This is a genomic window from Neptuniibacter sp. UBA6509, assembly GCA_002435145.1.
Classification (GTDB): domain Bacteria; phylum Pseudomonadota; class Gammaproteobacteria; order Pseudomonadales; family Balneatricaceae; genus Neptuniibacter.
Window position 1 is genome coordinate 2292 of sequence record DJLT01000025.1, and the last position, 11832, is coordinate 14123.

Below are 11832 nucleotides of genomic sequence, written 5' to 3' on the forward strand. Positions count from 1 at the left end.
CATCTTACTGCCGTCAGATAGTAACCCTGACTTATCCACATATTGGTAGCACAGGCACCAATACTGAGGATGAAGAATCGTCTCGTACATGGGTCGCGGGTTTAGTTATTCGTGATCTTCCGCTTGTTGCGAGTAATTTTCGTAACGAAAAGAACCTTGATGATTATTTAAAAGATAACAATATTGTCGGTATCGCTGATATTGATACTCGCCGTTTGACTCGAATCCTGCGTGAAAAGGGTTCGTTGAAAGGTTGCATCATGGCGGGTGATATTGATGAAGCTCAGGCTTTATCGGACGCAAACGCTTTCCCAGGCCTAAAAGGAATGGACTTGGCGCAGGTTGTTACCACTGACAAGTCATATGAGTGGAACTCTTCTACCTGGGAGCTTGGTGTTGGCCATACGGACAAAGATGCCGCTGAACAGCCTTATCATGTTGTTGCTTATGATTACGGCGTTAAGCGTAATATTTTACGGATGCTTGTTGAACGCGGTTGCCGTTTGACTGTTGTGCCAGCAAAAACGCCTGCTGCGGAAGTTCTTGCGCTTAACCCTGATGGAGTTTTCCTATCTAATGGTCCTGGCGATCCAGAGCCATGTGATTATGCGATCTCAGCAATAACCGAAATTTGTAAGACAAACTTACCCATTTTCGGTATTTGCCTAGGACATCAGCTTCTTGCTTTGGCTTCTGGTGCGAAAACGGTCAAGATGAAATTTGGTCATCATGGTGCTAACCATCCTGTACAAGATCTTGATGGCAAGCAGGTGATGATTACATCTCAGAACCACGGTTTTGCTGTTGATGAAAGTGCGCTGCCAGATACGTTGAAAGCTACGCATAAATCATTGTTTGATGGCTCTTTGCAGGGTATCGAACGTACTGATCGAGCTGCATTCAGTTTTCAGGGGCACCCTGAAGCGAGTCCAGGTCCGCATGATGTGGCGCCTTTATTTGATCGCTTTATTGCTGATATGAAGGCCGCTAAAGCATAAGCATTTCTTAGCCTGCTTGCAGGCTAAGTGGAACGATACAAGGGAAGTGTGAATTCTCCGCTTCCCTCAGTTATTAACTGATACGACTGGTTTATTACCGATGCCAAAACGTACCGATTTAAAAAGTATTTTGATTCTAGGTGCTGGTCCAATTGTTATTGGTCAAGCATGTGAATTTGACTATTCTGGCGCGCAAGCATGTAAAGCGCTGCGTGAAGAAGGTTACCGTGTAATCCTGGTTAACTCTAACCCGGCTACCATCATGACTGATCCAGCGATGGCAGACTCAACTTATATTGAGCCAATCAACTGGAAAACAGTTGAGAAAATCATCGCTAAAGAAAAACCTGATGCTCTTCTACCTACAATGGGTGGTCAGACGGCACTTAACTGTGCGCTTGATCTAGAGCGCGAAGGTGTCCTTGAGAAGCATGGTGTTGAGATGATCGGTGCTAACGCTGATACTATCGACAAAGCAGAAGATCGTAACCGCTTTGATAAAGCGATGAAGGCTATTGGTCTTGAGTGCCCGCGTGCTGCGATTGCTCACAGCATGGAAGAAGCTTTACAAGTCCAAGCTCAGCTTGGTTTTCCGTGTATCATTCGTCCATCTTTTACGATGGGTGGTACAGGCGGCGGTATTGCTTACAACAAAGAAGAGTTCATGGAAATCTGTGAGCGTGGTCTTGATCTGTCACCAACAACCGAGTTGTTGATTGACGAATCTTTGATCGGTTGGAAAGAGTACGAGATGGAAGTTGTTCGTGATAAAAACGACAACTGCATTATTGTTTGTGCGATTGAAAACTTTGATGCGATGGGTGTTCACACTGGTGACTCTATCACTGTTGCGCCAGCACAGACGCTGACGGATAAAGAATATCAGATCATGCGTAATGCCTCTTTGGCTGTCCTACGTGAGATCGGTGTTGAAACGGGTGGTTCTAACGTACAGTTTGGCGTTAACCCTAAAGACGGCCGTATGGTTGTTATCGAAATGAACCCTCGTGTATCTCGTTCATCTGCATTGGCATCAAAAGCTACGGGCTTCCCAATTGCTAAAGTTGCTGCAAAGCTAGCAATTGGTTATACCCTCGATGAGCTGCAGAACGATATTACAGGCGGTGCAACGCCGGCATCATTTGAGCCCTCTATCGATTACGTCGTTACGAAAATACCTCGTTTTACTTTCGAGAAATTCCCGCAGGCCAACGATCGCCTGACTACACAGATGAAATCTGTTGGTGAAGTTATGGCTATTGGCCGTACTCAGCAGGAGTCACTACAGAAAGCGTTGCGTGGATTAGAAGTAGGTGCAACAGGCTTCGATCCAATTATTGATATTGAAAGTGAAGATGCTCGTTCTACTATCATACGTGAGATGAAAGAGCCGGGTGCTGAGCGTATTTGGTATCTAGGCGATGCATTCCGTATGGGAATGAGCGTTGAAGAACTGTATGAAATCAGCGGTATTGACCCTTGGTTCTTAGTTCAAGTTGAAGACATCCTTAAAGATGAGCAGCGCGTATCTGAGATGGCAATGTCCGATCTGGATAAAGATGCGATGTTCAGTCTTAAGCGTAAAGGTTTTTCTGATGAACGTCTGGCTACTTTGTTAGGTGTTTCTGAAAAACAGTTCCGTAAGCATCGTCACAATTTGGATGTTCGTCCTGTTTATAAGCGTGTTGATACTTGTGCGGCTGAATTCGCATCTGATACGGCTTATATGTACTCATCTTATGAAGAAGAGTGCGAAGCTAATCCAACTGACCGTGAAAAAATCATGGTCATTGGCGGTGGTCCAAACCGAATCGGACAAGGTATCGAATTCGATTATTGCTGTGTTCATGCTGCGTTAGCTGCGCGTGAAGATGGTTTTGAAACAATCATGGTTAACTGTAACCCAGAAACTGTTTCAACTGATTATGATACGTCTGATCGACTATTCTTTGAGCCGATTACGCTTGAAGATGTGCTTGAAATTGTCCATGTTGAGAAGCCTAAAGGCGTTATTGTTCAGTACGGTGGTCAGACGCCACTTAAGCTTGCTGTTGCTCTAGAGCAAGCAGGCGTACCTATTATTGGTACTTCTCCTGAAGCAATTGATCGTGCAGAAGATCGTGAACAGTTCCAGCAGATGCTGAAACGTTTAGGTTTGAAACAGCCAGAGAATGCAACTGTGCGCTCTTTGGAAGAAGCGATCATTGAAGCTGATAAGCTGGGTTACCCGCTTGTTGTTCGTCCATCCTACGTATTAGGTGGTCGTGCAATGGAGATAGTTTATAAAGAAGATGAGCTACGTCGTTATATGACAACTGCAGTTCAAGTATCTAACGATGCTCCTGTATTGTTAGATCACTTCCTAAATGCGGCAATCGAGATTGATATCGATGCTGTGTGCGATGGTGAAACTGTCGTTATTGGCGCTATCATGCAGCATATCGAGCAGGCAGGTGTTCACTCAGGTGACTCTGCATGTTCATTCCCTCCGTATAGTCTTCCGACTGATGTCCAGGACGAGATGCGTGAGATGATTCGTAAGATGGCGCTTGAATTGGGTGTCATTGGCCTGATGAATGCGCAGCTTGCTTATCAAGATGGTGAAATCTATGTGATTGAGGTTAATCCTCGTGCATCACGTACCGTACCATTTGTCTCTAAGTGTATCGGTGTTTCGCTTGCGAAGATCGGTGCGCAGGTGATGACCGGTAAATCACTGAAAGAGCTGGGCTTTACGCAGGAGATTGTTCCTGAGCTGTTTAACGTAAAAGAAGCTGTTTTCCCGTTTAATAAATTCCAAGGCGTTGACCCAATCCTATCACCTGAAATGAAATCAACAGGTGAGGTAATGGGTGTGGGCGCAACCTTTGGTGAAGCGTTCATGAAGGCGCAAATCGGTGCAGGTGAAACTATGCCTCAGCCGGGTAAAGCGTTTATTTCTGTACGTGAAGTTGATAAAGCGGCGGCAATGGTAGTGGCTAAAGATCTATCTGAATTAGGTTTCAGCTTAGTAGCGACTCGCGGTACAGCAGCATTACTGGCAGAACATGGTCTTGAAGCGTCTATAGTCAATAAAGTTATGGAAGGTCGTCCAAATATTGTGGATATGATCAAAAATGACGAAATCGCTTATATTGTGAATACAACAGAAGGCCGTAAGGCGATTGAAGATTCTGCTGATATTCGCCGTAGTGCTTTACAGCATAAAGTGCCTTACACGACTACAATGGCGGGTGCGGAAGCGATCACTATGGCTCTTCAATACGGTGAAGAGAAAGAAGTTCGCCGTGTGCAGGATCTAGGAGCGTAATGTGAATAGAGTACCTATGACTGCGGTCGGAGAGAAAGCACTTCGTGCCGAACTCGAACAGCTAAAAACTATTGATCGCCCTCGTGTTATTGCTGATATAGCGGTAGCACGTGAGCACGGTGACCTTAAAGAAAACGCTGAATACCATGCTGCGCGTGAGCAGCAGGGTTTCATTGAGGGGCGTATTCAAGAGCTTGAATCTAAGCTATCGAATTGCCAAGTAATCGATATTTCAACGATTCCTCATTCAGGTAAAGTTATCTTTGGGACGACAGTTACGATTATTAACCTTGATACAGATGAGTCTAAGACTTATCAGATCGTGGGAGATGATGAAGCTGATATCAAAGTTGGAAAAATCTCTGTTAACTCACCAATTGCTCGCGGATTAGTTGGTAAGGAAGAGGGCGACATTACAAATATTCAGACACCGGGTGGTGCTACTGAATATGAAATTGATGAAGTTGCTCATATTTAATATAGATAAATAAAAAGGGTGCCAATTGGCACCCTTTTTTATTTTCTGCTCTGTTCTAACTTTGCTGCTAGCGAAGCAAGTTGGAAAGTTTTGGATTGGGGTCGAGTGATTTGCGGTAAATCAGTGCGATATGTCCAATCTCTTGGATGATAGTTGCTTCTACGATTGAGCATAGTTCGCGAATCATCTCTTTTTTGACTTCTCTGTCGCCAACTGCAAACTTCACTTTGATCAGTTCGTGATCTTCTAAAGCGCGGTCGACCTCAAGCTGAATTGTTTCTGTTAGGCCTTTTCCTGCTACAGTAACAATTGGGTTTAGTTTGTGACCGAGAGTGCGGAAGTGCTTTTTTTGCTCAGGAGTCAAGCTCATATTAGAATACGCTGCCTTAGTGTTTTGTTGAGCTAAGCGCTCAGAAAAAATATTATGCTAATTTTACAACAGTTGCGCGCAGCTTAGTAGCGTGCAGCACTTTAATCAGAGAGCAAACTTTTAGTGGCAAAATCTACAAGTAGTGAACGTTGGTTAAAAGAACATTTTGATGACCAATATGTCAAAAAGGCGAAGGAGCATGGTTACCGCTCTCGTGCTAGCTTTAAGTTAATCGAACTTGATGAAAAAGATAAACTCTTTAAGTCTGGTATGACAGTGGTTGACTTAGGTGCGGCTCCAGGAGGCTGGTCTCAAATCGCCGCTGAACGTGTAGGTGATCGTGGCAGAGTTGTCGCTTCTGATATATTACCAATGGATGGGATGGCGGGTGTAGAGTTCGTTCAGGGAGACTTTACGGAGGAGGAAGTATTGAATCAAATTCTTTCTGCGTTAGGAGAAGAGCCGGCAGACCTTGTAATTTCCGATATGGCCCCCAATATGAGTGGTATGTCGGCAGTTGATCAGCCAGCAGCTATGTATTTAGTTGAATTGGCATTGGATATGGCGCGTGAAGTGCTTAAGCCAGGTGGTAATTTTGTTGCTAAGGTCTTTCAAGGTGAAGGATTTGATCAGTATTTGCTAGATATGCGTAAAAGTTTTAATAAAGTGGTCACTCGAAAGCCTGATTCTTCACGTGCACGATCGCGTGAGGTGTATTTATTAGGTAAAGGTTTTAAAGGGTAGATCGGGTTTTAGTGGTCAATAGTGGCCGCATAGTATAGTGTTTAGCGTCTTATTTATGAACGTTACAACATCATCAGCAAATTGAGGGTATTCCATTGAATGATATGGCGAAAAATCTGGTTTTATGGCTAGTGATCGCAGCGGTATTGCTGACTGTATTTAATAATTTTAATGAACAAGCTGAGTCTCAAAGGCTTAGCTATTCTGATTTCGTTTCTGAAGTGAAAACTGGAAGCGTTAAAAAGGTCATCATTGACGGCTACACAATAGAGGGACATCGTCGTAACGGTGAAACGTTTGAGACGACACGTCCAGCACTTCAAGATCCGAAACTCGTTGATGATCTTTTCGATAACCAAGTAGTAATTGAAGGTAAGCAGCCAGAGCAGCAAAGTATTTGGACGCAGCTCCTTGTCGCTTCTTTCCCTATTTTGGTGATTATCGCTGTATTCATGTTCTTTATGCGGCAGATGCAAGGCGGCGGCGGTAAAGGTGGTCCTATGTCCTTTGGTAAATCCAAGGCACGTATGATGGGTGAAGATCAGATTAAAACGACATTTGATGATGTTGCTGGCGTTGAAGAAGCTAAGGAAGATGTCCGTGAGTTAGTCGATTTTCTTCGTGACCCAGGGAAATTCCAGCGCTTAGGTGGGCATATCCCTCGCGGTGTTCTGATGGCCGGTTCGCCGGGTACAGGTAAAACGTTACTTGCTAAAGCGATCGCGGGTGAAGCCAAAGTACCATTTTTTAGTATCTCTGGTTCAGATTTCGTTGAGATGTTTGTTGGTGTTGGTGCATCTCGTGTACGTGACATGTTTGAACAAGCGAAGAAAAATGCGCCATGTATTATCTTTATTGATGAGATCGATGCGGTAGGTCGTCACCGTGGTGTAGGTATGGGTGGTGGTAATGATGAGCGAGAGCAGACATTAAACCAGTTACTAGTTGAGATGGATGGTTTCGAAGGCAATGAAGGCATTATCGTTATTGCTGCAACTAACCGTCCAGATGTACTTGATCCTGCATTGTTGCGTCCAGGACGTTTCGACAGGCAGGTTCATGTAAGTCTTCCTGATATCAAGGGACGTGAGAAGATATTAAAGGTACATATGCGTAAAGTACCTTTAGGCGATAATGTTAAGCCTGAGTTGATTGCGCGTGGTACGCCTGGTTTTTCTGGTGCTGATTTAGCTAACCTTGTGAATGAGGCAGCGTTGTTTGCAGCGCGTGCAAGTAAGCGTACCGTCAGCATGGAACAGTTCGAGAAAGCAAAAGATAAAATCATGATGGGCGCCGAGCGTAAATCAATGGTTATGTCTGAAAAAGAGCGTCTTAACACCGCTTATCATGAAGCTGGGCATGCGATTGTTGGGCGTTTAATGCCTGAACATGATCCTGTCTACAAGGTCTCGATTATCCCTCGTGGTCGTGCGCTTGGTGTTACTATGTTCCTGCCTGAGGAAGATCGTTATAGCCACAGCCGCCAGTCAATCATGTCTAATATTTGTTCCCTATATGGTGGCCGAATTGCGGAAGAGATGACCTTAGGGAAAGAGGGTGTAACGACAGGTGCTTCTAATGATATTCAAAGAGCTACATCTTTTGCCCGTAGTATGGTCGCCAAATGGGGCTTGACGGATGAGATGGGGCCTTTGCTATATGATGAGGAGGAGTCTGACCCGTTTAACCGCGGATACGGTCAAGGCGCTAAGCCATTAGCTGAAGATACTCAGCGTAAAATTGATTCAGAAACGCGTAAAATAATTGATCAGTGTTATGCGCGTGCAGAGCAAATTCTAGAAGAAAATAAAGATATTCTAGAGACAATGTGTGCTGCTTTGATGAAATACGAAACTATTGATAGTAGTCAGATTGATCAGTTGATGAAGCGCGAAGAAGTTTCAGATCCTGCTGATTGGGATGAAGGTTCTACCGATAAAGGATCGTCAGAGGGTCAGTCTTCAGGTGAGCAGGAAACTCCTGATACTGGCAGCGTCGATGAGGATTTAGAAGGTGATGTGAGTGATTCATCTGAAGAGCCTCAAGATAAGAAGAATTCGGGTGTAGATCCAGATGTGCCAGATTCCTCAGATAATAAGTTACATTAAAATCTGATAAGAAAAATGAAAGGCTAACCTTTAGCGGGGTTAGCCTTTTTTAATGCATTTAATTTCAAGAGCATTAGTTATGAGTGGTTTTAAATTCGGTACACGAGAGCTGGATCTTTCACAGACTCAGATTATGGGTATTTTGAATGTAACCCCTGATTCCTTTTCTGATGGTGGGCAGTTGTATGCAGATAATGTTGTTCATCTAGATAAAGTCTTGCTGAAAGCGGAGATGATGGTTGCAGATGGTGCGTCTATTCTAGATGTCGGAGGTGAATCAACACGGCCTGGTGCAAAAGTTGTCTCGGTTGGTGAAGAACAGGATCGCGTGCTCCCTGTTATAGAACGTATAGCAAAGGAACTGGATGTTGTTATATCGGTTGATACGAGTACGCCAGAAGTGATGCGAGAGTCTGCAAAGCTGGGTGCAGGTTTAATTAATGATGTACGAGCGTTGGGTAAAGAGGGGGCGTTACAAGCAGTTGCTGAAACTCAATTGCCTGTATGTTTAATGCATATGCAAGGCAACCCTGCCTCAATGCAAGATAGTCCATCGTATGTTGATGTCATTGATGAAGTATGTGTTTTTTTTCAGCAGCGGATTGAGGCTTGTCAGGGCGAAGGTATTGATAAAAATCGTATTATTCTTGATCCGGGTTTTGGATTTGGTAAAACGGTAGGGCATAATCTACGTCTACTTAATAATTTAGCCAAACTGGATATTGCTAATTTGCCGTTATTAGTTGGTACATCGAGAAAGTCGATGATTGGAGCCGTATTGGAGCGTGATCTTGAACAGCGTTTAGCCGGCAGTTTGGCAACGGTGGCCATTGCAGTGATGCAAGGTGCAAATATCATGCGTGTGCATGATGTTAAAGAAACAGTAGATGTTGTCAGAATGACGCAGGCCGTCATGATGGAATCGATAGATAAGTAAAGGTGAACGATGAGTAAGCGCTATTTTGGAACTGACGGTATTCGCGGTAAAGTTGGGCAGTTCCCGGTAACCCCTGATTTTGTACTAAAGCTGGGTTGGGCGGCAGGGAAAGTGTTTGCCCGTGAAGGTCATAGTAAAATTTTGATTGGTAAAGATACACGTATATCCGGCTATATGTTCGAATCAGCACTTGAAGCGGGTTTGTCCGCCGCTGGGGTTGATGTTCTGCTTACGGGTCCGATGCCAACTCCTGCCGTGGCTTACTTAGCGCGTACTTTTCGTGCTGACGCGGGTATTGTGATCAGTGCATCGCATAATCCATTTTATGATAATGGGATTAAGTTTTTTTCCTCGGAAGGTACAAAGTTACCTGATGATGTAGAGCAGGCCATTGAAGCGCAGATGGACATCGCTATGACAACTGTGGATTCGTCTGAGTTGGGAAAGGCAAAGCGAATTGTTGATGCAGCAGGGCGGTATATCGAATTTTGTAAAGCATCCGCAGGCGGCGTATCGCTAAAGGGATTACGTATCGTTTTGGACTGCGCGAATGGTGCTACTTACCATGTGGCGCCTTCAGTATTTTCTGAGTTAGGGGCTGAAATAGTAGAGATTGCATCTTCCCCTGATGGCTTAAATATCAATGAAGATTGTGGCGCTACGGCGACTCAGCGTCTGCAAACTGTGGTCATAGCTGAAAAAGCAGACCTAGGCATCGCGCTCGATGGTGATGGCGATCGCGTTATCATGGTCGATGAAAACGGCGTAGAAGTAGATGGCGATGAGCTGCTTTATATAATCGCAGCTCAAATGCGACGAGATGGTGTTTTTTCAGGTGGTGTTGTCGGCACATTGATGAGTAATTTCGGATTAGAGCAAGCTTTTGCTAGAGAAAATATTCCGTTTATTCGTGCGAATGTGGGTGACCGGTATGTGATGGAGCAGCTTTACGCTAATGACTGGCAGTTAGGTGGTGAAAGCTCGGGTCATCTTGTTTGTCGTCATTTGACGACTACGGGGGATGGTACAGTTGCGGCTTTGCAGATTCTGAAAGCGATTGTTGAAACGCAAGAAACCTTGTCTGGTTTAAAGCAAGGAATGACTAAGATGCCTCAGAAGATGATTAATGTACGCGTTGCACAGAAAGTTAAGATCGAAGAGGTGGCGCAAATTACTGAGGCGGTGAAACTTACGGAAACTGAGTTAGGCGATCGTGGAAGGGTATTGCTAAGAGCTTCAGGGACTGAGCCTGTTATTCGAGTGATGATCGAAGGTGAGAATGCTGTAGAGGTAGAGCGTTTGTGTCAGCAGTTAGCATCTGAAGTTGAAAAAGCCGTAATGGCGCTTGAAAATTAGGTGTAAGCCGGTTAGTATTTGCGCCTCTTGAAATGGGGGTATCAATGCGTACAGCTTTAGTTGCCGGTAATTGGAAGATGAATGGCAGTACAGATTTCATTAACGAATTAATGAATGATTTAACTGCAAATATAAATGCTTCTAATGTAGATGTGCTGGTTTGTCCGCCTGCGGTCTACCTGTCTCAAGTTAAAACACTGACTGGTTCGACTGTTTCTCTCGGTGCGCAGACGGTAAGTGAACAAGCTAATGGCGCGTTTACAGGTGAAATTTCGCTAACGATGTTGCAAGATCTAGGTTGTGAATATGTCATCCTAGGTCATTCTGAACGTCGTAGCTTATATGCAGAAACTGATGCGCTTGTTGCTGATAAATTTATAGCAACAGTTGCTTCTGGTCTGAAACCAATCCTTTGTGTTGGTGAGACGCTAGAAGAACGTGAGCAGGGTAAAACTATCGAAGTAGTTGGGCGCCAGCTAAAAGCGGTTGTTGATGCTGCAGGTATCGATAAGTTTGCTGATGCTGTTATCGCTTATGAGCCTGTTTGGGCAATAGGTACCGGTAAAACAGCTACACCTGCTCAAGCACAAGATGTGCATGCTGAGATACGTGCAATTATTGCAGAGTATGACACAGCTGCAGCAGCTGCTACTCGTATAGTGTACGGTGGTAGTGTGAATGCATCCAATGCAGCGGAGCTATTCGCAAACGAAGATGTGGATGGAGGGCTTGTCGGTGGAGCTTCTCTTAAAGCAAATGATTTTATTGCCATCTGCCATGCGGCAGGTGCATAAATAGACGGTTATACAATGGAAACAGTAGTTTTAATTATTCATGTTTTGTTGGCGGCAGCAGTTATCGGTCTAATCTTGCTACAGCAAGGTAAGGGTGCTGAAGCGGGTGCATCTTTTGGTGCGGGCGCGTCACAAACTGTTTTCGGTAGTACGGGTAGTGGTAACTTCTTGTCACGTATGACAGGTGTTGTAGCTGCCGGAATTTTTGCAACAAGCTTTGTTTTAGCTGTATATGCTAAAGATAAAGCTGGATCTGTTAATGATGCAGGTATCCCATCTGCGGTGGTTGTTGAAAGCAAAACCGCTGAAGTAGAGGAGCCTCAATTGCCAGCTCTAGAAGGTACAGCGCCTGCTGCTCCTGCAGAGTCTGATATTCCTCAAGCTAATTAATAGATTTACAGGTTAATGCCCAAGTGGTGGAATTGGTAGACACGCTATCTTGAGGGGGTAGTGGCCGTCAGGCCGTGCCGGTTCAAGTCCGGCCTTGGGCACCATTAATCTTGATAAAGATATCTTGTGCATATACAATACTGCACCAGTTTTTTATTTATGAATAAGGATTGATTTTATATCGGCCTTTATTCATAAGGTTGAAGAACAGTTTTTTGTCTTCAACTGATGAGCCTGAGTGCTAGATCGTAATCTAGTCTTGGCTTTTGATGCGGGGTGGAGCAGCTTGGTAGCTCGTCGGGCTCATAACCCGAAGGTCGTTGGTTCAAATCCAGCCCCCGCTACCA

At 44.6% G+C, this 11832-nt stretch carries 10 protein-coding genes and 2 tRNA genes; 11 read left to right on the forward strand and 1 reads right to left on the reverse strand.

Annotation, left to right across the window (positions count from 1 at the left end; translation table 11 throughout):
* The 3 genes from carA to greA form a co-directional block, all read left to right on the forward strand.
* Positions 1-998: glutamine-hydrolyzing carbamoyl-phosphate synthase small subunit (gene carA / locus B4K11_RS03425; RefSeq protein WP_292959235.1), on the forward strand; the 998-nt coding region annotated here is incomplete at its 5' end.
* 100 nt (positions 999-1098) lie between these two features.
* The gene (carB, locus tag B4K11_RS03430; RefSeq protein ID WP_292955457.1) at positions 1099-4308 is read left to right on the forward strand and encodes a carbamoyl-phosphate synthase large subunit; all 3210 of its coding nucleotides are present in this window, start codon (positions 1099-1101) and stop codon (positions 4306-4308) included.
* A 1-nt stretch (position 4309) separates the two neighbouring features.
* Positions 4310-4786 (forward strand): transcription elongation factor GreA, encoded by a 477-nt coding sequence (greA, locus tag B4K11_RS03435; RefSeq protein ID WP_292955460.1) that lies wholly within the window; start codon positions 4310-4312, stop codon positions 4784-4786.
* A gap of 67 nt (positions 4787-4853) precedes the next feature.
* On the opposite strand, the gene B4K11_RS03440 is transcribed toward greA, so the two are convergent.
* Entirely contained in the window at positions 4854-5156 is a 303-nt protein-coding gene (locus tag B4K11_RS03440; RefSeq protein WP_292955463.1) for a YhbY family RNA-binding protein, read from the reverse strand.
* A 123-nt stretch (positions 5157-5279) separates the two neighbouring features.
* Between B4K11_RS03440 and rlmE the strand changes: the two genes are divergently transcribed.
* The 8 genes from rlmE (at position 5280) to B4K11_RS03480 (ending at position 11832) form a co-directional block, all read left to right on the forward strand.
* A complete protein-coding gene (rlmE, locus tag B4K11_RS03445) occupies positions 5280-5900 on the forward strand; it encodes a 23S rRNA (uridine(2552)-2'-O)-methyltransferase RlmE (protein ID WP_292955466.1) in 621 nt (206 codons plus the stop codon).
* Between the two features lie 104 nt (positions 5901-6004).
* Positions 6005-8008: an ATP-dependent zinc metalloprotease FtsH gene (gene ftsH, locus B4K11_RS03450; protein ID WP_292955469.1), complete on the forward strand. Its 2004-nt coding sequence runs from the start codon at positions 6005-6007 to the stop codon at positions 8006-8008.
* A gap of 79 nt (positions 8009-8087) precedes the next feature.
* Positions 8088-8945 (forward strand): dihydropteroate synthase, encoded by an 858-nt coding sequence (folP, locus tag B4K11_RS03455; protein WP_292955472.1) that lies wholly within the window; start codon positions 8088-8090, stop codon positions 8943-8945.
* 9 nt (positions 8946-8954) lie between these two features.
* On the forward strand, positions 8955-10301 hold the full coding sequence (gene glmM, locus B4K11_RS03460) for a phosphoglucosamine mutase (protein WP_292955475.1): 1347 nt from the start codon (positions 8955-8957) through the stop codon (positions 10299-10301).
* A gap of 44 nt (positions 10302-10345) precedes the next feature.
* Positions 10346-11095: a triose-phosphate isomerase gene (gene tpiA, locus B4K11_RS03465; RefSeq protein ID WP_292955478.1), complete on the forward strand. Its 750-nt coding sequence runs from the start codon at positions 10346-10348 to the stop codon at positions 11093-11095.
* Between the two features lie 15 nt (positions 11096-11110).
* On the forward strand, positions 11111-11485 hold the full coding sequence (secG, locus tag B4K11_RS03470; RefSeq protein WP_292955481.1) for a preprotein translocase subunit SecG: 375 nt from the start codon (positions 11111-11113) through the stop codon (positions 11483-11485).
* A gap of 17 nt (positions 11486-11502) precedes the next feature.
* A tRNA-Leu gene (locus B4K11_RS03475) sits at positions 11503-11589 on the forward strand.
* A gap of 166 nt (positions 11590-11755) precedes the next feature.
* Positions 11756-11832 (forward strand) — tRNA-Met (locus tag B4K11_RS03480).

Bases quoted from the DNA above. Each gene is read 5' to 3' on its own strand.
- carB (WP_292955457.1), top strand. From the start codon at position 1,099: ATGCCAAAACGTACCGATTTAAAAAGTATTTTGATTCTAGGTGCTGGT.
- B4K11_RS03440 (WP_292955463.1), bottom strand. From the start codon at position 5,156: ATGAGCTTGACTCCTGAGCAAAAAAAGCACTTCCGCACTCTCGGTCAC.
- ftsH (WP_292955469.1), top strand. From the start codon at position 6,005: ATGGCGAAAAATCTGGTTTTATGGCTAGTGATCGCAGCGGTATTGCTG.
- folP (WP_292955472.1), top strand. From the start codon at position 8,088: ATGAGTGGTTTTAAATTCGGTACACGAGAGCTGGATCTTTCACAGACT.
- glmM (WP_292955475.1), top strand. From the start codon at position 8,955: ATGAGTAAGCGCTATTTTGGAACTGACGGTATTCGCGGTAAAGTTGGG.
- tpiA (WP_292955478.1), top strand. From the start codon at position 10,346: ATGCGTACAGCTTTAGTTGCCGGTAATTGGAAGATGAATGGCAGTACA.
- secG (WP_292955481.1), top strand. From the start codon at position 11,111: ATGGAAACAGTAGTTTTAATTATTCATGTTTTGTTGGCGGCAGCAGTT.